The sequence below is a fragment of the Alcanivorax borkumensis SK2 genome, assembly GCF_000009365.1.
Lineage (GTDB): Bacteria > Pseudomonadota > Gammaproteobacteria > Pseudomonadales > Alcanivoracaceae > Alcanivorax > Alcanivorax borkumensis.
The window spans coordinates 1,492,432-1,517,178 of record NC_008260.1 but is presented as its reverse complement, the minus strand read 5'-3'; the positions used below and the strand labels follow the sequence as shown (position 1 = coordinate 1,517,178).

The following is a 24,747-nucleotide window of genomic DNA, read 5'->3' as shown; positions in this document are numbered from 1 at the left end:
TTCTTGCCGGCAATACGCCGTTTACATTTTGATAGAGCGGCTATGTACCCACCATCGACAGAACCAGAGCATCACCTACTCCGTAATCCCGCCAATGAGACTACTCCGGCTGGCGATGCCACATTGCATTACTGGTCAGGACTGATGGGACAATCACACGCTGACCATGCATTAATCACATTAAGCCAGGCGCTGGACTGGCGACAACCCAACATTACGGTGTACGGGCGGCAACACCCCGTCCCTCGCCTCACTGCTTGGCACGGTGATGCGGGCTTGCACTACCGTTACTCTGGGCACACACATATCGCCACAGGCTGGCTCGCCGCACTATTGCCAATTAAAGCAGAGATCGAACACATCACCGGTAAAACCTTCAATAGCGTGCTGGCTAATCGCTATCGCAATGGCGATGACTGTATGGGCTATCACAGTGACAATGAGCCGGAACTGGGCTGCACTCCTTGGATAGCCTCCTACAATCTTGGTGCCACTCGGGAGCTGACCTTTCGCCCCAAGAGCCCTGGTGGGCGACGACAATGTTTCAGTCTGCCACTACATCATGACAGTCTGTTGTTGATGTCGCCGCAGGTTCAGGCCGGATTTGAGCACGCGCTACCCCGCCGTCGAAACTGTCCTGATCCGCGCATTAACCTGACTTTCCGGTTTATTGTTGATTAAACACAGACAAACACCTGGTTAGGTAAAAAACAGGTAGCTCAAGAAAATTGCGCTAATCAAGCCGGCAGCATCCGCTGCCAGCCCACACCATAACGCATAGCGAAAATCCCTAATGCCCACGCTACCGAAGTAAACGGTAAGCACATAAAAGGTGGTTTCTGTGGAGCCTTGCATGACCGCGGCCATTCGCCCTGCTAGCGAATCCACACCATGGGTTTGCATCACGTCCACCATGGCAGCCCTTGCGCCGGAACCACTTAAGGGCTTGAGCAAGGCCACGGGCAATGCATCTACAAACCGGGTATCAAGACCAAGGGCAGCAACGCCCACTCGAATGCCTTCCAGAAGCAATCCGAGTACACCCCCCGCTCTAAGCATGGCAATTGCGGTCAGCATAGCTACTAGGTAAGGGATGATTTTTACTGCTAGGGTAAAGCCCTCCTTGGCGCCCTCCACAAACGCATCATAGCTATCTACCCCAGAGCGCCAGGCGGCAATAAAGAACACAGCTAGCACCAGTAGCAGGATGCCGTTGCCTAGCAAGCTGGCAAAGGTATTGGCCGTTTCAGCAGGTGCGACCAAAACGATGGCACCCAGCAGGGCCAAAACGGCTAGCCAGATGCCCGCCACCGCCAATAACAACGGGCTCGCTAGCGGTAATTTCTGTACCCTCGCGGTAACAATTACGCCGATCAGCGTAGAGATCGTCGTTGCCATTAATAAGGGCAAATACACTAATGCGGGATCGGCGGCGCCTTGTTGCGCACGGAATAACAGCACCGTAACCGGCACCAGGGTCACCGATGAGGTATTCAGCACCAGAAACATGATCTGGCTGTTGGTGGCTTGGCGCGGGTTGGGATTGCCTTCTTGTAGAGACGCCATGGCTTTGAGCCCCAGCGGCGTGGCGGCGTTATCAAGCCCTAACATATTCGCCGCCAAGTTCATGGAGACCGGTGCCGCAGATCCGGGAGAGCGTGCAATCCCGGGCATCAACCGAACCATCACAGGGGTCACCCAGGTGGAAACGCGATGAGCAAGCTGGCTGGCTTCTGCTAACCGGAAGAGGCCGCTCCATAATGCTAGAACGCCAATTAGCCCCAAGCTAACATCAACCGCCAAATTGGCTGATTCCCACAGGGCGTTGATAAGACGCCCTGGCGCCTCTATATCACCGGTAAGGAGCTGAACCACAGCCCCAGCAATGCCTACAAGGAAAAACAAGCTGAACAGTCTGTGCAAAGTATCTCCCGTGCGCTAGGGTCATAGAATTGCGCCGACAAACGGCGTTAGCAGCACTGCAATTTCGTGCTATCACGATAGTCTACATCGATTACCCGCATTCAACCCTGAATGACCGCTTAGCGGTGGTCGGCTATACTGAAAAAAACTGTTTGAGAGCCAGTATGTCATTACTCCGTAAGCTATTCCCTCTTGCGCTAGCCCTGTTACTGTTGGGTGGAGCAATCAAGGGTGGTAGCGCATTACATTCCAACTCGCCTGAGGTCCAGGGCGACCTGAAGCCGACGGAACAGCAGCTGGAAGCCGCTGAAGAGATCGCCGACAAACTCAAGAATCACTACCGTCAGCTTGATTTTGATGATCAGCTCTCGGAGCAGGTTCTGCAGCGTTACCTAGAAGACCTGGACCCTAATCGGTTGTATTTCCTGGCATCAGACATTGAAGACTTCGAGCGTTATAGCCATATTTTGGACGATCAACTGCGCAAAGGTCAGCTTGAGGGCGGATATACGATCTTTAATCGCTTCCAGAAACGACTGGAAGATCGGCTTACCTGGTCTCTGGAGACGATCGCCAATGACCTGGAGTCACTGACATTTGATGCTGAAGAATCGGTGCGTGTTGATCGCGAAAACGCGCCTTGGGCTAAAGATGAGGCCGCTCTTGATGAAATATGGAAACGCCAGTTAAAGAATGCGGTACTGTCCATGCGTCTTAACGATTCCAGCGCCGAAGACATCGAAACCCGTTTAACGCGTCGTTACGAGAGCCAACTCAAACGCATCAAGCAAAATACTCCGGAAGATGTCTTCCAAGTGTATATCAATGCACTTACGCAGACGTTTGATCCACATACCACCTATTTCACCCCACATAATTCGAAGAATTTCGACATCAGTATGAGCCGTTCCCTGGAAGGCATTGGGGCCGTGCTGCAGTACGAAGATGGCTACACTAAAGTGGTTCGTCTGGTGCCCGGTGGCCCTGCCGCTAAAGGCGGGCAGCTAAAGCCTGCGGACCGTATTGTTGGTGTATCCCAAGAAGAGGGAGATCCGGTACCGGTGATCGGTTTGCGTTTGGATGAAGTGGTCGATCAGATTCGTGGCCCTAAGGGCACCAAGGTTAATTTGGAAATTATTCCGGCGGGTAGCGCAAGTGAACACGACACGCGCACCATCAGTATTGTCCGTAACAAGGTGGTACTGGAAGAACAAGCAGCCAAGAAAGACATTATCCAGATTACGCGAAACGGCCAGGATCTAAAGTTAGGGATCATCGAAATTCCCGCTTTTTATCTCGATTTCGATGCGTACCATCGCGGTGATCCGAAATACACCAGCACCACCAGTGACGTGGCAAAACTATTGGTAGAGCTGCGTAAAGAAAACATTGATGGTTTAGTTATTGATCTACGTAACAACGGTGGCGGCTCTTTGTTAGAAGTGAACAAGCTGGTTAGCTTATTCATTAACAGGGGCCCTACCGTTCAGGTGCGAGAATCCAGCGGTCGGGTCAGTATTGAGGGTGATAAATTTCCAGGGGTTCTTTTTGCTGGCCCCATGGCGGTAATTGTGAATCGGTATAGCGCGTCCGCATCGGAAATTTTTGCTGGCGCCATGCAGGACTATGGCCGCGCCATCATTGTTGGCGATCAAACTTATGGTAAAGGTACGGTGCAAACCTTGTTGGACCTTAATCATGGCAAACTGAAAATGACCAATGCAAAGTTCTATCGTGTTTCCGGCTCCAGCAACCAGAACCTTGGGATTGTGCCAGATGTGGAGTTACCATCATTAGTAGATATGGACGATGTGGGGGAAAGTTCTTTGCCCAACGCTCTGCCTTGGGATGAAATTAAATCAGCAAAATATCAGCGTGTTACGGACCTTGTACCTTTTCTGCCACAGCTTCGCGCGCAGCACGAGAAACGTACGGATAACGATCCAGAGTTCGTCTATGTGCACTCCCTGCGTAAGCTCCTTGACGTTAACCGTAACCGCACGGAGCTATCATTGAACGAAGAAGTACGGACGCGAATGCAGGCTGAGTTTGACAAAGAGCGCCTAGCGATCGAAAACAGTCGCCGCCAGGCCCGCGGTGAAGAGCCGCTAGAAAGTATTCAGGCGTTACGCACCCTAGAAGAGCAGCGAGCACTGGATCCGGAAAGTCATGATGAGGCCATGAATGAAGACCCTTATATACGCGAGACCGGGGAGATTTTGGTCGATTACATGGGCTTGCTGAAAGAAAATCAGGTCGCTCGTAAGGAGTGAAGTGATAGCCTTTGTTAAATACAAACCGGCCTTCGTGCCGGTTTTTTTATGGCTCTAGCAGATTTTAAAAGACTGCTCACTCACATAAATCTGCCTAGAGCCTAGAACCTTAAACTGACCCCGGTAAGCTTTGCGCTGCATCTGCCACACTTTCCAGCAAGGTATTGATCAGCCACTGAGGGGCATCCAGTGGCAAATCATGGCCGGCTTCTGTATGAACTTTAAGCGGCAACTGCCAGGCTACGGCTAGGCTGCGTGAGCAGCTGGGGCCGACCAAACGATCTCCTCCGCCATTAATAATGACCACGGGTACACTACTGGGTAGTGCCGCGGGGGCGCGAAAACGTATGGCTGCCAGCAATTGGCGCAGGCTATTCCCCAGAGAAACCGGCTGAGACACGGCATAATCGCGCCACTTATCCGCAAGGGCACGGAGGTAGTCTTGGCTGCGCATATTAGAGGTAATTTCCAGAATCGCGCTTTCTTTTTGCAATGCGTTTCGACTAAACACCGCGTCCTTGAGAAGTCTGCGGTAGTTGGCCGGACGAAGACGTTGCCAGAACGGGCTATATCGGCTTGCACTGGTATTGATTAGGGCTGCAAACGCCACCTCATGGGGCGCTTGACATAGCCACTGCACAGCCACCATTGCACCCAATGACAGTGCCACAACGTGGTAAGGCCCTTGATGGCCCTGCTTCTGAAGTTGCCCTCGGGCATGGGCAACCATGTCTGCAATGCGTGTAGGGCTGTTTTCCTGGCAAAATTCACCGTTGCCCGGCAAATCCAACGTTATCACGCTATCTTGCGGTACTGCCGCCTGAAAATGAGCGGGAAAACCCTCCCAATGCCGCTTTTCACGAACCAAGCCACGTAGTAACACCCACGTCCTCGCCATTTGATCTCTCCTTAGGACAATGACCCGCTTTATAATAAAGGCTAGAATGCCACCGGAGTTCTGGATGGCAAATGGAGTTTCCTCGCGACTATGGCACGTAAAACGGTAAAACGGGTTAAAACAGGCTCAGTGGAGCGACGATTCTCAATGGCCAAGGCCGGCTTTATGGCTGGCGCCAAATACGCTACAGCTAGCGCAGGAACACTGTTCACTGCAAAAGATAAGCGTGGCGAGCGGCGCAAGGAAATCCTTTCTGCTCGCGCTCAGGAGCTAGTGGAAGAGCTGGGTAGCCTGAAAGGTTCTGTGGTTAAGATTGGGCAGATGATGGCGTTGTTTGGTGAACACTTCCTGCCGGAAGAGGTGACAACCGCCCTGCATACCTTGGAAAACCAGACAACCGCACTGGAATGGCCTGCCATTGAACGTCACCTCAAGCGGCAGCTGGGCGAGGTTAAGCTTGCTGAGCTTGAGGTTGAGCAACAACCGCTGGGGGCGGCGTCTTTGGCGCAAGTGCATAAGGCTGTGCGCAAATCAGATGGCAAAGAGCTATGCCTGAAAATCCAATATCCGGGCGTGGCAGATGCCATTGATTCGGACATGCGTGCTCTGGTTCGCTTGCTGAAATTAAGCCGCCTGGTGCCTATCACTGAGCAGTTCAACATGTGGTTGGATGAGGTACGCGAGATGCTCAAGCGGGAAGTCGATTACGATCTCGAGGCCCATACCACCCGCCATTTTCGCCATGCTCTGGCCGAGGACACGCGTTTTGTGGTTCCAGAAATTGTTCCAGAGTTCTCTACCCACAACATCATGTGCATGACGTTTGAACATGGGATAAGCGTGAATGACCCGGCTGTGCTTGAGCTATCCCAAGCTCGGCGAAACTTTATCGGCCGCGCGATTATGGAGCTGTGCTGTCGTGAAGTGTTCGAATGGAACAAGATGCAGACGGACCCGAACTTCGGTAATTATTTGTTGCGCATAGGAGAAACCCCGGAGCAAGACCAGGTTGTCCTGCTCGACTTCGGCGCTATCCGAGATTTTGATAATGAAGTGCTAGGGCCAGGCCGAGAGATGATTCGCGCCTCCTTCTATCATGACACCGATCGGCTAATCCGAGCACTCAACGCTCTCGACTTCCTTGCGGGTAATACTCCGCGCAAGCTGCTTGAGGAGTTCTCCGGGCTCTGTTTTGAGGCAATCGAAGTCCTGCAAGACCCTGATCGCTACCCTCCCCCTGCATTCGTTCTAAACGAGAATGGCGAGTACTGCTGGGGCAAAAGCGACCTGCCAAACCGGATTATGAACCGCGCGGGACGCAATGCGTTGTCCGTGCATTTTGATGTGCCGCCTAAAGAATTCATCTTTTTAGCTCGCAAGCTATTGGGGGCATACACTTTTTTGCACGTTATTGAATCTGAAGTCCGAGGCAACACTATTCTGGAGCCTTTCATTCACATGCAGGAAGAGGATGACATTGCCTTGGTCAAACAGAAAACAGTCACTCCGGGTGACTAATTTGCGCCATGGTCTAGCTAGCCCTCCCTAGGGCTGGCAAAACGCGCATTTATCAGCCGCTTATCGGTGCGATAACCATTTGTCATTTGCCAAGCTGGCACGTGCACAATAAGGTTAGCACCCTGCTCATCGGCCGGTTCACCTGAACCGGCCGTTTTTCGAGGCTTTCAGAGGTTTTGGGTTGCCAATACCATCCTTTGAACAGCCAATTATTTGCGAACCACAGACGGGGGTAACGCAGGTGATTATCGGTGTTCCCAAAGAAATCTGCCCTGGCGAGCAGCGCGTTGCTTTAACGCCTGCCAATGTCAGCGCACTGCTTAAAAAACAAGGTGTCGAGATCATCATCGAGCGCGGAGCTGGCGATATTGCTGGCTATCCGGACAGTGCTTATGAAGCTGCCGGTTCCAAGCTGGTTGATCGCGATGAGGTGTTCTCTTCCGCTCAAGTTGTTCTGCAGGTACAAACGCCCGGCAGTAACATCAAGAACGGTGACGAGGATCTGACTAAATTGAAGGAAGGCCAGATATTGATCGGCATGACCGATCCACTGGCTAACCCACAATTTGCCCAATCCCTGGCTGAGAAAAAAGTCTCCGGTTTGGCGCTTGAACTGGTGCCGCGTATTACCCGTGCTCAAGCCATGGATGTACTGTCTTCCATGGCCATGATCGCCGGTTATAAGTGTGTACTGCTAGCCGCTACAGAGTCTGCACGCATGTTCCCCATGAACATGACCGCTGCCGGGACCATGAAGCCGGCACGCGTACTCATTATGGGTGTGGGCGTTGCCGGCCTGCAGGCCTGTGCCACGGCCAAGCGCTTGGGTGCCGTCGTTGAAGCCTACGACGTACGCCCGGCTGCCCGCGAACAGATTTTGTCGGTCGGCGCCAAGCCGGTCGAGTTGGATCTGGACACTGGTGAAGCCGAAGGCACTGGCGGTTATGCCAAGGCCCAAGGTGAAGATTTCCTTAAGCGTCAGCGAGAGCTAATGACCGAAGTGGTTAAGGAAATGGACGTCATTATCACTACCGCCGCTATCCCTGGCGCCAAGAGCCCGATTCTGGTTACCGAAGACATGGTGAAAGCCATGAAGCCCGGTTCCATTATTGTGGACATGGCCGCAGAACGTGGTGGCAACTGTGATCTGACCGAATCCGGTAAGACCGTCGTGAAACATGGCGTAACTATCATCGGTCCAGAAAACGTGCCCTCCACGGTCGCTTTCCATGCCAGCCAGATGTTCGGCAAAAACATGGAAAACTTGCTTAACTTGCTCATCGATGATGAAGGCAAGCTGCAGCTAGACTTCGAAGATGAAATCGTTGCTGAAACCGTGATCAGTCACGAAGGCGACGTTCCCCAGCCTCGTTTGCGCGATCTTCTCGGCCTCCCCGCTCTGGCCAAACCTGAGCCGGAAGCCACTGAAGCCACGCCCGACGCGGCTAGCAAGGAGGAAAAGTAATGGATCCTGTAGCCAATCTTACCTTGTTTGTGCTGGCGATCTTTCTCGGCGTGGAATTGATCACCAAAGTGCCGCCCACCCTGCACACTCCGTTGATGTCCGGCTCCAATGCGATCTCCGGTATCACCATTGTGGGTGCGCTGGTTGCCGCTGGCTCCGAGGGCAGCACGCTGGTTAGCGTACTCGGTTTCATCGCGGTGGTGCTGGCCACGATTAACGTGATTGGAGGCTTCATGGTCACCAATCGAATGCTGGCGATGTTCAAGAGGAAGTAAATCATGCACGTTTCTCAGAACTGGATTGATATCGCCTACTTGATTGCTGCCTGCCTGTTTGTGCTAGGCATCAAGGGGCTGACCAAGCCAAAGACTGCAGTACGCGGTAACATGCTGGCGGCAGCCGGTATGGGCGTGGCTGCCGTGGTAACACTGCTCAATGAGCGCATCGTTACCTATGAAGTGATCATCGCTGGCGTCGTTGTCGGTGGCCTGATTGGTGCCATTATGGCCAAGAAGGTACAGATGACGTCCATGCCGCAAATGATCGCCCTACTTAACGGTTTTGGTGGCGGTGCCTCCTTTGCTGTTGCCTCAGCTGAATTCTTCAGCACAAGTAGCTCCCACGATGCTGTGTCCATGATCGCCATAGGCGCAGCTGTATTGATCGGTGCGGTCACCCTGACAGGCTCCTTGGTGGCTTTTGCCAAGCTACAAGAGCTCATCAGCGGGCAGCCTATGGGCTTCCCCGGCATGAAGCTGCTCAATGCCATCTTGTTTATCGGGTCGATCGTTGGCATCGGTTACTTGGTGGCCAACCCGGGCAGCGAAATGGTTCTCTGGGCTCTGGTGGCTGCGGCCATGTTGCTGGGACTGTTCCTAGTGCTGCCAATTGGTGGTGCGGACATGCCCGTTGTGATTGCCCTGTTGAACTCCTATTCCGGTGTGGCCGCAGCAGCGGCGGGCTTCATCATGGGCAACAGCGCCTTGATCATCACCGGTTCTCTGGTGGGCGCATCAGGTCTAATCCTGACCAGTATCATGTGTAAAGCCATGAACCGCTCCCTCACCAATGTTCTCTTTGGTGTAATGGCAGAAGCTGGCGAAGCCATGGACGCAGACGAAGTCTACGCCGGCAAGGTGAAGTCTACTTCTGCAGAGGAAGTCGCGATGATGCTCGAAACTGCACGTCGCGTGGTCATTGTTCCAGGCTTTGGCTTGGCGATGGCGCAGGCGCAACACGCCGTGCGTGAAATGGCAGACACTCTGGAAGCCGCTGGTATTGAGGTTGAGTACGCCATTCACCCGGTAGCCGGGCGTATGCCTGGGCACATGAATGTTCTGCTAGCAGAAGCTGAAGTGCCATACGATCAGCTCAAGGATATGGACCAGATTAACCCGACCTTTGAGCAGACGGATGTGGCAATCGTGCTGGGCGCCAATGACGTGACCAACCCCATGGCCCGCGAAGATAAAGGCAGCCCGATTTACGGCATGCCTATCCTCAACGTGGATAAAGCCAAGACTGTGGTTGTGGTAAAACGTTCTCTGAGCGCCGGTTTTGCCGGCCTGCCCAATCCATTGTTTGCCAAAGACAATACTCTGATGTTGTTTGGTGATGGTAAAGGTGCCGTGCTCGATATTACCACGGCCTTGAAAGAAGGCTGATTAATCGCCTTTGCAGAAAAAGGAGCCTTCGGGCTCCTTTTTTTGTTCATCGCGGAATTGCGATAAGCGCGACTTTGATTTTCATGGTGAAGTCGTCGTTAGTGTCTTAAGCAGTCAGTCATTCCCCTGGCATGCTGAAATATTACCGCACCTGCCTGCTAGTGAACTCACAGTGCCTGAGGCGGGAATAGAGGAAAAAATCTTCAGCGTCTCGGTGCACACCGCCGCCGTCTCAATAGCACCTCAGTCAAGAGCGCAACTTAGAATAAAACTCAGGTTCGAATACCCAAGGGTAGATGCATGACAGCGTGCATCACGGGGTTGGTGGCGGTTACACCGATATTCGTAACTTGGCTTGGGGTTAGCTGAGGCTAATTCAGGTGCTGAGAAACGGCATGGCTGGGGATAAATATTCCCCGCCATATCAAACGTAGCATTTGATATGGCGGCAGTACGGTTGCTGCGTTACTTGATCGCAATCAACATTGTACCGCCGCCCTACTCATTTCTTTTTAATCCGTGGCGAGCAAAAAACAACCGGAGTTGGCGTTTTTCTAACGCTTAGAACGGTGCTACAGAAGTGAGTAAACCACGCCTACAGAAAAGGTATGGTCCGTTTCATTGGTTCCCGCAGGTGCCGAAGAGTCGCTCTCAAGCAGATGGCGTAGACGTAACGCGAAACGGGAGTTGATTGCCGTGGTCAGAGAGGTTTCCGCCCGGGTATCCGCTCCATCACCACCAACCTCTGTGGAAAGATCTTCCTTGAAGGTGGTGTTGTCGCTTACCTTAAGCTCATACTTGATACCGACGCGTGCGATGGCATTCTCTTCGGAGTCGTGGCAGCTCATATAGCTGTCCTGAGGCTCCAAACACTTTATTCGATAACCTGGACCGATTTCCGCATCCAGAGTCTGCCGATCCGAATCGACCCACCGACGCCCCACACCGATGGCATAACTGGCTTCGTAGTGATAACCCGAAAAATTATCTTTTTGGTAGGTCAGCACATTGAACAGGTAGTTCTTGGCATCTTCACCGAGTTTGCGGTCCAACTTGTAGGAAGCGAAGTAGTTCTCATCCGTACGGTTATATTCTTCCGTATCAGGATCTTCTTCCTTCTCGTTATTGGCATCAGCCTTGAATGTATGCCGCCATTTCTCGCTGTCCCGGGCCATGTTGACATTGGCATTGGTAGAGTCGGAATTGGTGTTACCGCGCTTGAATAGCAGCCCGACACCAATGTCGCCAGACCATTTGCTAACTTCACTACCCTTATCGGCAGCTGCGTCTTGCGCAGCTACAGAAACCGCCGGAAGTCCGGCGGTTAGCAGCATGGCAGCGATTGTCTTACTGCGCATGAATAACTCCTTAGTCATTTTTGTCTAGATGTACGTCCATCTGTGGGAACGGAATGCCAATCCCTGCTTCGTCAAAGCGAAGTTTCGCCGCTTCTGTGGTGTCCCACAGAACTGGCCAGTAATCCGCGCTATTTACCCAGGGGCGGCATAGGAAATTAACTGAGCTATCCGCCAGCTCACCTACCACAATAGTTGGGGCTGGATCCTTCAGAACACGCTCATCCGCAGCAAGAATCTCTTCAAGCACCTTTTTCACCACAGAAAGATCAGCATCGTAGGCAACACCGAAGACCATATCCACACGGCGGGTCGGTTTTTCGGAGTAATTGACGATATTACCGGACATGATTGCGCCGTTAGGGACAGTAAGTACTTTATTGTCCGGGCTGTTCATGATGGTTGCGAAAATGCGGATTTCTTTAACGGTACCAGAAGTTCCCCCTGCTTCAACGTAATGGCCCACGCGGAACGGCTTGAACAGGATAAGCATCACGCCGGCAGCAAAGTTACCCAGAGAGTCTTTCAATGCCAAGCCAACAGCCAAGCCGGCAGCACCCAAAATGGCAACTAGCGAGGTCGTTTCAATGCCAAGCTGATCTAAAGACGCAATAACAACGAAAACAAATAACAAGATATGAACAATGCGCCCTAAGAAGGTGGCGACCGTTTCATCCATTCGTTTGTTTAGTAGTTTTTGCACCCAGTGACTTAGCCGAGCAACCACCCAGCTACCAACAATGAAAATTACCAGTGCGGCGGCAATGCTCCAGGCATAGGGCACCAAGTTTTCATTGGCAAAGGTTTCTAGTTGCGACAGATATTGATCCATTAAGCGTACTCCTCATCCAGTGATGCGCAATTATGCCCATTCCTACAGCAACCCCAAGTGCGAAAGCTGCTGGCATACAGGTTTTTACAAAGATTTCATCTGCCAGATTCAAAGGCCAACCTGCCAACCCTGGACCCAGCCTGCTCAATAATGAAAGTAAATAGTCCGCATGGCCAGTCTCGAAGGGGGTTGAGCCGGCTTTATCATGGTCTTTTCCAGGATAAGGCACCACAGATTGGGTATCTGGCCCTTGCCCCGGTATAATGCACGCCCCAATTTCCCGCCTTTGCTGGAGCCATCAATGTCACAGAACTCGCGTGCTCAACTCACTGCCCAACTTAAAGAACGGATTCTGATTCTTGATGGCGGCATGGGCACAATGATTCAGCGTTGCAAATTCACTGAAGAAGAGTTTCGTGGTGCCCGATTTGCTGATTGGCCTAGCGATCTGAAGGGGAATAATGACCTGCTCAGCATGACCCAGCCTGAGCGGATCAAAGCGTTGCACAAAGGCTACCTTGATGCTGGCGCGGATATCATCGAGACCAACTCGTTCAACTCCACGTCTATCGCCATGGCCGATTACGACATGCAAGATCTGGCCCGTGAGATTAATGTGGCCTCCGCTCGCGTTGCCCGCGAAGCGGCAGACGAAGCATCCACCCCGGATAAGCCTCGCTATGTGGCCGGAGTGCTTGGCCCCACTAACCGTACGGCCAGTATTAGTCCCGATGTGAATGATCCCGGCTACCGCAATACCCATTTTGATGCCTTGGTAGAGGCATACCTAGAAGCTTTGGATGGGTTGGTAGAAGGCGGTATCGATATGGTGCTAATCGAAACCATTTTCGACACGTTGAATGCTAAGGCCGCAGTCTTTGCGGTGGATCAGTATTGCTACGAAAACAACTTGGACTTGCCGGTGATGGTGTCCGGGACGATCACCGATGCGTCTGGCCGTACCCTCACGGGGCAAACTACTGAAGCGTTCTACAACTCCCTACGCCATGCTCGCCCAATCAGCTTCGGCCTCAATTGTGCACTGGGCCCCATGGAGCTGCGCCCCTATATAGAAGAGCTCTCGCGTATCTGCGAGACCTACGTGTCTGCTCACCCTAATGCGGGCTTGCCTAACGAAATGGGCGAATACGACCTGGACCCTGCCACCATGGCTAAAGAGGTCCGCGCTTGGGCTGAGAAAGGTTTCCTGAACATAATTGGTGGCTGCTGCGGTACTACACCAGAGCACATCGACGCCATGGCCAAAGCAGTTGAAGGGCTGGCGCCACGCCCGTTACCTGAGATTGAAGTGGCTTGTCGCCTTTCCGGTCTAGAACCCTGCACAATCGCCAAGGACTCCCTGTTTGTAAATGTAGGCGAACGAACCAATGTGACCGGCTCCAAGCGTTTTCTGCGCCTGATTAAAGAAGAGGATTACGATGCAGCCTTGGACGTGGCTCGCGATCAGGTAGAAAACGGCGCCCAGATCATCGATATCAACATGGACGAAGGGATGCTGGAGTCCGCTGAGTGCATGGTGAAATTCCTCAACCTTGTGGCCTCAGAGCCGGAAATTTCCAAAGTGCCGATCATGATCGATTCCTCCAAATGGGAGGTGATCGAAGCGGGCCTGAAGTGCATACAAGGCAAGGGAGTGGTGAATTCCATTTCAATGAAGGAAGGCGAGGCTGCCTTTCTTCATCAAGCTCGATTACTGCGCCGCTATGGTGCGGCGGTTATTGTCATGGCTTTCGATGAGGAGGGCCAGGCAGATACCCGTGAGCGTAAGGTGGAGATCTGCACCCGTGCATACAAGCTGCTCACTGAGGAAGTGAACTTTCCGGCTGAAGACATCATCTTCGACCCCAACATCTTTGCTATCGCGACGGGCATTGAAGAGCACAATAACTATGCCGTGGATTTCATCGAAGCGGTGGCTGACATCAAACGCACCCTACCCCACGCGATGATTTCCGGCGGGGTGTCCAATGTGAGCTTTTCGTTCCGAGGGAACGATACCGTCCGCGAGGCGATTCACGCGGTGTTCCTCTACTATGCCATCAAGAATGGCATGGACATGGGTATCGTTAACCCTACCATGCTTGCTATTTATGCCGATATCCCAGAAGAATTGCGCAACGCGGTTGAAGATGTCGTCCTTAATCGCAATGAAGACGCCACCGAAGTGTTGCTGGACTTGGCAGAAAAATACCGAGGTAGCGGTGCCGAAAAAGTTAAGAAAGAAGATCTTGCCTGGCGTGAGTGGGAAGTAGAAAAGCGCCTTGAGCACGCCTTAGTCAAAGGCGTTGCTGATTATGTGGAAGAAGATACCGAGCTGGCCCGTCAGAACGCTACGCGTCCACTCCATGTGATTGAAGGCCCTCTCATGGACGGCATGAACGTGGTTGGTGACCTGTTCGGCGAAGGCAAGATGTTTCTCCCCCAGGTGGTGAAATCCGCCCGGGTCATGAAGAAGGCTGTGGCTTACCTGTTGCCTTTTATGGAAAAAGAAAAAGAAGAAATGGGCACCCAAGATGAAGCGAACGGCAAAATCTTGATGGCCACCGTGAAAGGTGACGTACATGACATTGGCAAGAATATTGTTGGTGTGGTGCTACAGTGCAACGGCTACGACGTAGTGGATATGGGCGTGATGGTGCCCTGCGAGAAGATCCTTGAGACTGCGAAAGAAGAGAAGGTCGATATCATTGGCCTGTCCGGGCTAATCACGCCGTCACTGGAAGAAATGGTCCATGTGGCCAGCGAAATGCAGCGCTTGGGCATGGACCTACCGCTGATGATCGGTGGGGCGACTACCAGCCGCATTCATACTGCAGTAAAAATAGACCCAGCCTACGACCAGGCCGTAGTGCACGTGGCGGATGCATCCCGTGCGGTAGGCGTGGCGTCCAAGTTGCTATCCAAGACCGCTAAGCCGGAATATGTTGCCGAAATCAAAGAAACCTACGAGACGCTCCGTGTTCGACGTCAGCAACAGCAAGTGGACCGCAGTTTAATCTCCATTGACCAGGCAAGGGAGCACCGTTTTCAACCCGACTGGAGCGATTACACACCTCACGAACCGAAAGTTAAAGGTTTGAAGGTTTTAGATGATTACCCACTGGAGGATCTGGTTCAGCGGATCGACTGGACTCCTTTTTTCCGCGCCTGGGAATTGGCTGGCAAGTTTCCACGCATTCTGGAAGATGAAGTGGTTGGTGTTGAAGCGACAAAGCTCTACCGTGATGCCCGGGAAATGCTTGATAAAATAGTTGAAGAAAAGTGGCTAACTGCCCGCGGGGTAATAGGTTTTTGGCCTGCCAACTCTAAAATGGATGATATCGAACTATACCGTAATCCCGGTGATAGTGAGGCCTTCATGACCCTCCACCATCTTCGCCAACAGTTGGATCGGAGCAAGAACAACAAGCCTGATTACTGCTTGAGTGACTTTATCGCCCCCAAGGAAACCGGGCTCACCGACTGGCTAGGCGGTTTTGCAGTAACCGCAGGCATTGGCATCGACGAGCATGTGGCCCGATTCGAAGCGGACCACGATGACTATTCCGCCATCATGCTTAAAGCCTTAGCGGATCGACTAGCCGAAGCGTTTGCCGAGCGTCTACATGAAAAAGTGCGTAAAGATTACTGGGGTTACGCCAGTGATGAAGCACTGAGCAATCAGGACATGATCAGCGAGAAATACCAAGGCATCCGCCCTGCTCCAGGCTACCCCGCCTGCCCTGATCACACAGAGAAAGCCCTGTTGTGGGAGTTGCTTGATCCTGAAACCCACGCCGGGATGACACTCACGGAAAGCTACGCCATGCTCCCAACTGCGGCGGTATCTGGGTGGTACTTTTCACACCCAGAGGCTAAATATTTCGGCACGGGTAAGCTGGCGAAAGATCAAATGGATGATTACGCGGCACGTAAAGGCATGTCTCGCAAAGAAATCGAGCGAATGGTGCCCCATCTGCTCGGGTACATGGACGAAAATTAAGTCTACTGACCGCACACCACCGCATCGGTCCGCCACATGGCGGACCCTGTAGTGGTGTTATCAGTCAAATTTCAATCTTCTTTGGGCAACTCAAATCGCGGTTCCCATTCCTCTGCGTCGATCACCTCTCGGTAAGCATGCCAGGTAGCAAAGCCAAGTACCGGTAGTAGCACCAATAAACCTAGATATGCTGTTAACAGCCCGACCAATAGGCAACCCCCAATCAAGCTGGCCCAGATAAATAGAGGTAGCTTATTCCGTAATACCGCATTTGTACTCGTGATAACCCCCGTGACCATATCGGTCTTGCGATCCATAATCATGGGCAACGAAAAGGCACTAACCGTGAAAACGATGGCGCAAAATAACGCTCCTACGCTACTGCCGACTCCAAAAAAAAGCAGCACATTTTCCAAATGCCACTCGTTCACCGGGTAAAAGATATAGATCAAATTAGCGGCCCTGGCCCACACCAAAAATACCACCACCAGAATGACCGTAAAGGTCAGGGCATCCCCCAAGCATGAACGTGCCTGCTTCAGACTTTCTGACAGGCTTGGTTGGCGGCCTTGTTGCAACTGGATACTAATGGCGTAAAGATTGAGTGCGAGTAGCGGCCCCAAGAACACAAAGCCTGAAAGTAGGCCAAGATACAGGCCCATATTGCCGAACCACCAGGTCGCGGCACTAATTAGGTAGCTGATAAAGACCATTATCGCGCCATAGAGCAGGCTTGGCCCCGGTGCATTAAGAAAGTCGCGCCACCCTTTGCGCAACCAACGCAGCGGTGCGGTGTTATCAATGCTGTGGCATGGAGCCACAAATGGCCGGGTATCTTCTTCTTGGGTCGGGGGTTGGGGCACGGCTCTCACCTCTCACCTTTAAAAGGAAAACAACCACTTACCTAGGCGAGCTTCTCGGCCTACCCAGGTTACTGCACAGTAACGTCATCGTTATTCATATCCGACGCCATGGCAAGCTTGCCATGGGTCGCGTCTAGAGTGCCCTGCAGCGCATCCTGAACACTATGCATCACGTCGCTGGCGCCCCAAATAGCGGGAATCCCATATGTCACAGCTAAGCTAGCCGCGCCGTTAGCAGGGTCCTGTTGGGCAATCACCAGCCCTGCTGCTTGTACCAGCCAGGGCAACCAAGCGGGATCGACCTCATCTACCACAACAATGTCGCCAGGCTGTACCTTGTTAAGGCACCAGGCACTGCATACACGGCGAATGGCACCTTCAGCAGAACCAGGCACCAGCGTCAGCCCACGTAATAGAGGGCTAAGACGCTGTCCGCCGCCAAAACCGTACCCTACTTGGTCCATCTTCCAGTCCGGCGCTCCCTGTAGGCCATCATCAAGGTAACGCAGTTTACGATCACCGATCACAGCTTTATTGGCGCTGGCAGGCAATGCTGATCCCATCCACAGCTGCCAAAGCTCATCAAAGTACAGAAAATGAATATCATCAAGGTGTTGTAGCGTCCCTTGCTCAACCGCAATAGCCGCCATGGAACGAAGTAGTTGCCGTAGACGATTACCAATAGCAAAACGCAGCCCGCGAGCGGTTCGTGCCATTTTAAATGCCTGCTCGTCCGCATCTGAGAGTTGCGCCAACGGGGCGTCGCTAACGATTCCCGGTTGTTGCAATCTATTAAGTGTAGACGCTTGAGCCGGCCCCTCATTCAAGGGGGCATGGACAGGATCAACACCCGGTCGTAATGCTGTATCACGTACCGAATCCACCTCGCCAGCCACCAGGGATTGCAGGGCCCGAAGTTCAGTAGGCGTAACCAGCAACGTCAAAGGCAGAGGCGCACGATAATCGACCAATGCATCTGCCAGCCTTAGGTAGGCAAGCTCACCTTCTACGCGGCTAAGGGACTCTCCCATGGCATCAAGGCGCATAAAAGCGCGCCATAGGCCCTCACGGGTTACCTCTGGTTGCTTCCACTTCTGCACATTCAGTGACAGCTCCAACAAGATCCAGCTCTGCCGCCATTGGTTAATGCTCTTAGAAAATGAGGAGCCTACCGTTTGTGGAGCAGATGCAGGGTCACATTCCAGAGATTGCCATGCTGGTGGCACAAATCGTGCGGCCCCTGGGTGTTCGCGCTGAAGCTCACGAAAGAACGCACAATTGGTGTAAATATGGCTATGTTGACGCCGGTAAGGTTCAACCTTGGCGAGCCCTTTCCACCCGGCACTTTCTACTAGCGGTTCCCAGAAGCCGGCTTTTAACCATCGCCCGGCCAGGGTATACCACAGAGGAGTTTCCACCTGATTGAAAAGCCCTACCCCAGCCCGGCGGGCCCAGGCTTCTTTGGGTACAGAGAGCGAACCTACAGGAAGGGTTTGCAACAGCCATAGTTGCTCACCATCAAAAACCCACTCTCCAGCCTGTGGATGTTTAAAATTATCTTTAAGCTGACGGTGAAGCCGACAAAAAAGGGCTTCACCGACCTGTTGGTTTAAAGGCAATTGAGCCTCAGGGGCATACACCAACCGGTCATTTTCATCGAAAATAAGCCGCTGACGTTCACTGTTACCACCTACGACTCCTTCAACCACCATATGCGGTAGATCTTGGCGCAAAGGGTGTCGGGTAAATAGCACGCCGGCAGCGTGTTGTTTTGGTAACGCTTGAATCACCACATGATCTGGCCCTGGAGCACGCTGGAAAATGCGTTGAAGTGCCGCAGCGAGCGCTTCATCTGAATCCAGATTTAACAGGCTTTCTCGACGTGACTCCGGATTCATTGGCCCTTGTTGCAACACCCAGTAACGGTCGCCTGAAAACATGTGTGCCAAGGTAGCAAGCTGTTGCGTCAACCACTGAACAGAATTGCCTGTTATAACTTGACGACTAATGCGCCAACTTGGCGGAATAGGTAAGCCCATGGCAGCCCAACGCTGCAAGTTTTCGCCGCCCTCAATATCCGCAGTCAGTACTTCAATGCTCATTAGCCGTTTCTTATTTGTTTTGCCGATCGTTTGTCAGTTATCTGCTGGGTGCTGAAGCACTATGCGCGCTCCCCACAAACCGAACCAGTAAAGAACTGGCGTGAGCAGTAATGCTCCCAAAGCGATTACCATTGCAATGCCACCGAATAAAACCGGCGCTTTCATCAATGTACTCATCAGCGAATCTTGCCAATAGAAAAACCACTGATGGTCAGCGGGAAAGATCCAGAGGTGAAACTGATAGAAAACCTGGGTCGGGCCGGCAATCAACAACCACGCTAACATAGCCCCTAGAGTGAAAACAGTAATGCCAAGGCGCCACCGTATCGGTGGTGATTTCAGCCTGATATTTAGACAGGCTAAAGGTAACCAGAGCGCCAGCAATACCAAGAAAAGTATGCGGCCTCTATCAATAAAATCAGCCACATCCTGCAAGTGCTGAACTTCCGCATGGTGTAACAAAGGGCGTGGCTCTTTGCCTGGTGGTTGGTAGTCGATATCAGCCAGCCCCATGCCACCGTTATGGACCGCATCACGGATTTGTTCAAAAGCTTCCACGTGTTTCTCGGCGGACAGCTGTTCAAAGCCAGCGTTAAAACGATTCTGAGGACCATAGACTTGTATATGGCTACCAATACCCAGAGTTTGGTACCAGAACCGATAACCATAATTTACCTGACTATAAAGCGCCCAACACAGTATTACGGCCAGCATAACGATCGTGACCGCATAGACAAACCACATAGCCGTGGCTGCGATCAGATTTGATCGACCGGTTTGGTTCATAACACCCTCATAACAATAACAGCATAATAAACAGAGTACCCAGCCACATGCGATCGCTGTTATAGCCTTAATTTTCTTTCGAGGGTATTTGCTCCCTGACGGGTTGCCAATCAATCTATAGTGACGACTCTATAGGGGTACAGTGCAGCACAGAGCAACACTGATTCGTTAGTGAAAAGACGGTAACGCCAGCGTCTCACAATGAGCTGCAAACGCTAAGCTTGCACCTGAATCGTTATTATGGGAACAGGGCTAACGCTACTGTTGACCACTGAGTCATGTCCCACATCCCGTTGATCCCAAGATGCCCATGTCACTATATTTACTCTAAAACTAGGCTAACCCGGCCGCGATTCAGCCGACGGCAGTGGCATTGCGCTCATGAGCAGGCCGGCTGCTTAGTACAGCTAAACGACAGAGATAGGCGTAGGGCCGTATAGCGATTACGGCCATCAACTCATTTTTTTGTGGCGCCTTACCGCTTACTTCTGCAGGGTCGCACGCACCGTAGCGGTACCCGATTTCTCACCAGGCGTCATTTCAAGGTTGCTTATCTGTATGCCGCTCTGCTGAAGCGATTGCAGCCAAAGTACCGTTTGAGAGGTTGCCTGATTTTCCATCTGGATACGCACGGCGCGATTACCATCCGGTGAAAAGCCTTTCAAAGTAAGGCCAAACTGATCAGCACTACGGCTCACGTTACCGGTCCAATTGCCGTTGGGTTGTGCTGACGATACATCGCTCCGCCGAGCCGCGATTACCGCTTCGCGATTGTCCTGGATCCACTGTAACGTCTGCTGATTGACCATAAATTGCTTCTTTGCCTGATCCCTGGCCGCGACCGACGGAGCCCAGAGCAACCAATACAGCAGCACCACAAACGCTACCACGGCCAATATTTTCAGGATGTGTTGTTCTCGGGGTTCTCTACTTTCGTACCACTGTACTGCCTGTTCTCGACGTTGAGCCGCCAGTTTCTTCAGTTCTGCTGCACTGCTCATCCCGGCTGCTCCACCTTGATTCGCGCGCTCACGCCCTGAGCACTATTGCGATAATTTGCTATTGAGGCGCGTGCTCCCTGTTTTTTGAGCGCATTCTGAAGTTGTTCCAGTTGGGCATAATCCTTAGCGCCAACATCCAATAGCAGCGTATTTTCACGTTGATCGTATTGCAGCCGCTTGGGGTCAACGTTTATCTCTTTCAACACTTGCGCCACTGGTCTCAGAAGTGGGAAGAAATCAGCCTGCCCCGACTTGCTACCGCCACCAAGGCGAGCAAGCCGGCCCTCAAACTGGCGACTCAGGGCCGCAGAGGCCTTATCACCGGGGAACAGGTTCTCGAATAGCGTCTGGGCATCGGCGAAAGTCGCTTCGGCCGCCTGATTATAACGCCACTGTTGCACCCAGATGGCCACCAGAGCCAGTACAAATACGGATGCAGCAAGAATGCCAAGTGGCTTCCAAGGAGCAAACGTTGTATTACTGCCTTTCTTTTGTTTTGGGGCATAGGGGCCTGTGAGTAATTCCTGCCCTGAACCGTTACGCAAGGCGTCAACAAACGCCGTTGGGCCGGATAACACCATAGGCTCATTGAGGCTGTCGCCAAACAGGGCCTGCACACCATCACGCTGCTGAGCATCAACCACTAGGCAACGATCTCGGTCTGCCATTAATAGCGTCTGATTTTCGTCCAACTCAGCAATCAGAGGTGCTTGACCCTGCAACCGCTCAGCGTCCACCTGCAGGGAGGTGATCAGTACGTCTTGTTCTGCGGCCCACCGTTTGAGTTGCTCGATAAATTGTCGAGCAATGGCGGTCACTTCATAGTCATCACCGCTGCCTTTGCGGGAAACAAACCACAGTGATTCAGGGTTGTCCAGCATCTGTTCTTCCAGCAAATACGGAAGAATGCGCTGCATATGACGTGCCTGTTTTCGGCTCAGGCTAACATGGGTTAGCCGGGCAAATGCTACGCTGACAATGACATGGAGGGTCTGGCCGGCAGACTGTTCCAGCGCTTCGCGCAGGCTCATGACCTGGACGTGTTCCGCAGGGTTTCGCTGCAACAGCACCGGATGTTCAAGATCCAGTTCCGTTCCCCCTGCACCGCTTAAATAAATCAGTGGAGCCTCTGCCACGCTGTTGTGTCCTTTGGTCGTTATATCCGCGTTATTATCTTTGCATGTGTCCGTCTGGCATGGCCGACGCTTAATGCACTTTCTAACAGCCTGCTCCGTTAGTCCAGTGTATCAAGACGAGCCTTGGGTCACATTGTAGAAGGGATTGCATGCCGGTTCGAGTGGGGTTAGCAATGGGCTGACCTGCCGACTAAATACTTCAGTGCTCTGCCCGTCACCATTGCGGCGGCGCAGCCGGCTTACTAGGCGACTTAGTTGTCCGTCGACCTCTACATCCACCATAACCTGAAAATACTCACTGCTGACACCGAGCAAGCTGCTTATCTGCTGCTTGATGTCGGGATCCATTTCACTAAAAGGAGCAACCTGCATCAGGTCGCTAATGGCGTCAATCGGCTCCTGCTCCCGCTCTTTAACAATAGCTTGTGCCGCGGTATCACCCGCCGTGGCACCTAACACCGCATCCAGTACCTGAAGCGGTGCAGTATTAACGTTCAATGTTGTGCCCAATGGCAAAGCTGTAAACAAGCCCCAAATCATGCCGTCCTGGGGCTGGTTAGCTACCTGGAAGCTGAGCAAGGCACGCAGTTCAGATTCATGCGCGGCGGGCATATTTGGAGTCCGCCGGGTGCGGTAATCCGCATCTTCCGCCCCTTCAACTCCGTCCACTATATTGTTGGAATCTAGCCAGTCGGCCATTTCGTTGGCGAGCCGCGATGCGTCTGTTTCTTGGGGAAAGGTGAGCTCGATCAGGCGGGTGAGCCTGTCGATACCATCCTGGTCTCGAACAAAATTGTCACCTTCTGCGGTAATGAGCCAGTTCAAATTGAAACGGCCTTGCAGGTCCTGCACGCTGGCGCTGAGTATGGCATCTTCATAGGGCGTTGGCGGCAATTGCACGGCCCACTGCTCGTCAACGCAATCATCCACTAGGGCGTTATTCTTTTGGTCATCCTGCAAGTCATCAATTAGACCCTGCTGGGCAACCACCTCAGCTGCCATGGCGTACTGGTAGCGCTTGTCCCATTGCAATAGATTATCGGCGCGGGTAAGGAAACGATCTTGCCGGAAAAGCACTTCAACGGTAATGGTCGTCAGTAAGGCTAGCAGTAGCAGCACGATCACCAACGCCATGCCCCCTTGCCTTCGAGTCATTCGACCTGACAGGTTTACCGTCATCCCCATGGATTCACCACTGTTCGGTAATACCTGTGCACAATGTTGCCATTTTCTAGTTCGATCTCTACCTCAATACTTTTTGGCAGGCGTTGCTGCCAAACGGGTACTGCCGTCATGCTCACATCTGGCCACAACTCCAGCCATTGCCATTCGCCTTGGGGGGTGAGATCAAGATAGCGTACAGTGAAGCGCTCCACACGGTCGATTAGCACGTCCTGCTGGTACTCGGTGGCCACGTTAGTGTCTAGCACCGGCCAATAACGGCGATACAGGGTGTCATCTTCTAAAGCGTATACCACACGCTGCATTTCGCTACGCTTACGCAGTCCAAATGGGTTGGACCATCCTAAACGGGTAAATTCAACATAATTGTCACGGCCGAGAATGGCGGGCTGCGGGTCACCATAAGGATCCCTGACCGGACGGTTGATTAGCTGCTCGAAGTCGAGGGTTAGGAACGTCACCGCCCGCTGGTTACGCTCCATCTCATCTGCACCTTCTTTGAGCTGCTCACGGCCTTGCAGTGCGCTACTAAGAAAGCTTGCCACCCAGACATAGATAAACGCAAAAATCGCGATGGTGATAACCATTTCCAGCAGAGTAAAACCGTGCTGGAAGGAACGCTGGCGGCTAGTGGCGTGCTGGATGTTGATCATCCGGAGGCCGGTTTCCCGATCAGACTGGCTAGGTGATACGCCATTTGACCTTGATCATCGTCCTGCATCATGCCGACTTCAATATCTACCCGGCGGGTATCGGGATATGGGCCTTCACTGACCCGGGTATTGACCCACCAATCACGACCATTTCGAGTGACGGTAGAATCGGACTCACCGGTGGACGGCCACTGTTGGTACACCTGCATTTCCACTAATTTATCCGAGGCAACTAAGAAGCCGAGATGGGTCTCATTAATATTGGTATAGGCGCGAGCTGTGGAACCCATGGTTTGACCAAGCACCACCATAACCAGAGCAAGAATGGAGACAGCGACCAACACTTCTACAAGCGTAAAACCGCGCTGCTGTTTCATTCCGGTTCTTCCTCAATCATCCGTGCGCGCCGCTCTAACCATTCTTCTTTTCTCTGTTCCTTATCTTCGTCCTGCTGTAGGTCCGGGTCGGAAATTTGCCCTAAGGCCGACACTTGCCAGCGCTGCACTGTTTCCATATCAGCAAGGCTTCGTATCGATAGCGTTACCGGAGAGACTTCGCCACTGGGGAAAAAGAATACCTGGGGGAATACCTTTTCCTTCTCATCTTCGCCTCCCCGATTTTCTTTGCGCTGTAATGCCGCTCTCTCATCATCCTCGTCGCCGAGCACACCTTCACCCAGATCCAAAGAGGTGTCTTGCTTGACTAGGCTTTCAGCAACCTGGCTAAGGCTGGCTTGTTCTTCATCCGCCAGTTCATCTAGCTGCCAAACCAGTTCTAGCGACGGAGGGGTTTGACGTGGCTTGAGGGCGGTATCTTCGATGGGGACAAAGTCTGCGGTTACAATATCGTAGGCTAGAGGCTCCCAGCCATCATGGTACAAGCGTAGCGCCAATAACTGCCCGGAAAACAGGCTGCGTTCGTTGAGCAACGCCAGGGTATCCTTGAGACGAGCAGATTCCTGTTCTAGCTGCCGGTCGTCCGATGTCCAGTTACCCTGGCTGACCACTACCGCGCTCAGCAGTGCAATCAGCCCCACCACCACCATAATTTCCAGCAAGGTGAAGCCAGACTGCTGGGAGCGGAGCAAACGCAT

Annotated in this window: 20 protein-coding genes; 7 read left to right on the top strand and 13 right to left on the bottom strand. The window is 52.6% G+C overall.

The window, feature by feature from the left end; translation table 11 throughout:
• The first annotated feature begins 42 nt into the window (after positions 1-42).
• Complete coding sequence (locus tag ABO_RS06905; RefSeq protein ID WP_011588616.1) at positions 43-681, top strand: alpha-ketoglutarate-dependent dioxygenase AlkB family protein; 639 nt, start codon at positions 43-45, stop codon at positions 679-681.
• An 18-nt stretch (positions 682-699) separates the two neighbouring features.
• Here ABO_RS06905 and ABO_RS06900 read toward each other — a convergent pair whose 3' ends face one another.
• Positions 700-1,923 carry a nucleoside recognition domain-containing protein gene (locus tag ABO_RS06900; RefSeq protein WP_011588615.1) on the bottom strand — a complete coding sequence of 408 codons (1,224 nt, stop codon included), beginning with the start codon at positions 1,921-1,923 and terminating at the stop codon, positions 700-702.
• Between the two features lie 164 nt (positions 1,924-2,087).
• Between ABO_RS06900 and ABO_RS06895 the strand changes: the two genes are divergently transcribed.
• Positions 2,088-4,196: a carboxy terminal-processing peptidase gene (locus ABO_RS06895; RefSeq protein ID WP_035458207.1), complete on the top strand. Its 2,109-nt coding sequence runs from the start codon at positions 2,088-2,090 to the stop codon at positions 4,194-4,196.
• A gap of 109 nt (positions 4,197-4,305) precedes the next feature.
• Here ABO_RS06895 and ABO_RS06890 read toward each other — a convergent pair whose 3' ends face one another.
• Entirely contained in the window at positions 4,306-5,094 is a 789-nt protein-coding gene (locus ABO_RS06890) for an alpha/beta fold hydrolase (RefSeq protein WP_011588613.1), read from the bottom strand.
• 90 nt (positions 5,095-5,184) lie between these two features.
• Between ABO_RS06890 and ABO_RS06885 the strand changes: the two genes are divergently transcribed.
• The 4 genes from ABO_RS06885 (at position 5,185) to ABO_RS06870 (ending at position 9,741) form a co-directional block, all read left to right on the top strand.
• Positions 5,185-6,612 carry an ABC1 kinase family protein gene (locus ABO_RS06885; protein ID WP_035458208.1) on the top strand — a complete coding sequence of 476 codons (1,428 nt, stop codon included), beginning with the start codon at positions 5,185-5,187 and terminating at the stop codon, positions 6,610-6,612.
• Between the two features lie 241 nt (positions 6,613-6,853).
• Positions 6,854-8,077: a Re/Si-specific NAD(P)(+) transhydrogenase subunit alpha gene (locus tag ABO_RS06880; RefSeq protein ID WP_035458209.1), complete on the top strand. Its 1,224-nt coding sequence runs from the start codon at positions 6,854-6,856 to the stop codon at positions 8,075-8,077.
• A complete protein-coding gene (locus tag ABO_RS06875) occupies positions 8,077-8,352 on the top strand; it encodes an NAD(P) transhydrogenase subunit alpha (protein ID WP_011588610.1) in 276 nt (91 codons plus the stop codon). Before ABO_RS06880 ends, ABO_RS06875 begins: the two co-directional genes overlap by 1 nt.
• Before the next feature lie 3 nt (positions 8,353-8,355).
• Positions 8,356-9,741, top strand: a complete 1,386-nt coding sequence (locus ABO_RS06870) for an NAD(P)(+) transhydrogenase (Re/Si-specific) subunit beta (RefSeq protein ID WP_011588609.1) — start codon at positions 8,356-8,358, stop codon at positions 9,739-9,741.
• A 572-nt stretch (positions 9,742-10,313) separates the two neighbouring features.
• Here ABO_RS06870 and ABO_RS06865 read toward each other — a convergent pair.
• Together ABO_RS06865 and ABO_RS06860 are read right to left on the bottom strand one after the other, a co-directional pair.
• Positions 10,314-11,099: a DUF481 domain-containing protein gene (locus tag ABO_RS06865; protein WP_011588608.1), complete on the bottom strand. Its 786-nt coding sequence runs from the start codon at positions 11,097-11,099 to the stop codon at positions 10,314-10,316.
• Positions 11,100-11,109: 10 nt separating this feature from the next.
• On the bottom strand, positions 11,110-11,928 hold the full coding sequence (locus tag ABO_RS06860; RefSeq protein WP_011588607.1) for a mechanosensitive ion channel family protein: 819 nt from the start codon (positions 11,926-11,928) through the stop codon (positions 11,110-11,112).
• Between the two features lie 301 nt (positions 11,929-12,229).
• Between ABO_RS06860 and metH the strand changes: the two genes are divergently transcribed.
• Positions 12,230-15,931 carry a methionine synthase gene (metH, locus tag ABO_RS06855; RefSeq protein WP_011588606.1) on the top strand — a complete coding sequence of 1,234 codons (3,702 nt, stop codon included), beginning with the start codon at positions 12,230-12,232 and terminating at the stop codon, positions 15,929-15,931.
• Positions 15,932-16,002: 71 nt separating this feature from the next.
• On the opposite strand, the gene ABO_RS06850 is transcribed toward metH, so the two are convergent.
• The 9 genes from ABO_RS06850 to gspH all read right to left on the bottom strand — a co-directional run bounded on the left by ABO_RS06850 (position 16,003) and on the right by gspH (position 24,747).
• Positions 16,003-16,794 carry a DUF2189 domain-containing protein gene (locus tag ABO_RS06850; protein ID WP_011588605.1) on the bottom strand — a complete coding sequence of 264 codons (792 nt, stop codon included), beginning with the start codon at positions 16,792-16,794 and terminating at the stop codon, positions 16,003-16,005.
• A gap of 68 nt (positions 16,795-16,862) precedes the next feature.
• Positions 16,863-18,896 (bottom strand): PEP-utilizing enzyme, encoded by a 2,034-nt coding sequence (locus ABO_RS06845; RefSeq protein ID WP_011588604.1) that lies wholly within the window; start codon positions 18,894-18,896, stop codon positions 16,863-16,865.
• A 33-nt stretch (positions 18,897-18,929) separates the two neighbouring features.
• Positions 18,930-19,682: a DUF1461 domain-containing protein gene (locus tag ABO_RS06840; RefSeq protein WP_011588603.1), complete on the bottom strand. Its 753-nt coding sequence runs from the start codon at positions 19,680-19,682 to the stop codon at positions 18,930-18,932.
• Between the two features lie 482 nt (positions 19,683-20,164).
• Positions 20,165-20,683 carry a type II secretion system protein GspM gene (gene gspM / locus ABO_RS06835; RefSeq protein WP_011588602.1) on the bottom strand — a complete coding sequence of 173 codons (519 nt, stop codon included), beginning with the start codon at positions 20,681-20,683 and terminating at the stop codon, positions 20,165-20,167.
• Entirely contained in the window at positions 20,680-21,819 is a 1,140-nt protein-coding gene (gene gspL / locus ABO_RS06830; protein ID WP_011588601.1) for a type II secretion system protein GspL, read from the bottom strand. The genes gspM and gspL overlap by 4 nt, the downstream gene beginning before the upstream one ends.
• Positions 21,820-21,930: 111 nt before the next feature.
• A complete protein-coding gene (gspK, locus tag ABO_RS06825) occupies positions 21,931-22,953 on the bottom strand; it encodes a type II secretion system minor pseudopilin GspK (protein ID WP_041704940.1) in 1,023 nt (340 codons plus the stop codon).
• Positions 22,954-22,994: 41 nt separating this feature from the next.
• Entirely contained in the window at positions 22,995-23,654 is a 660-nt protein-coding gene (gspJ, locus tag ABO_RS06820; RefSeq protein ID WP_011588599.1) for a type II secretion system minor pseudopilin GspJ, read from the bottom strand.
• Positions 23,651-24,031 carry a type II secretion system minor pseudopilin GspI gene (gene gspI / locus ABO_RS06815; protein ID WP_011588598.1) on the bottom strand — a complete coding sequence of 127 codons (381 nt, stop codon included), beginning with the start codon at positions 24,029-24,031 and terminating at the stop codon, positions 23,651-23,653. Before gspI ends, gspJ begins: the two co-directional genes overlap by 4 nt.
• Positions 24,028-24,747, bottom strand: a complete 720-nt coding sequence (gene gspH, locus ABO_RS06810) for a type II secretion system minor pseudopilin GspH (RefSeq protein WP_011588597.1) — start codon at positions 24,745-24,747, stop codon at positions 24,028-24,030. The genes gspI and gspH overlap by 4 nt, the downstream gene beginning before the upstream one ends.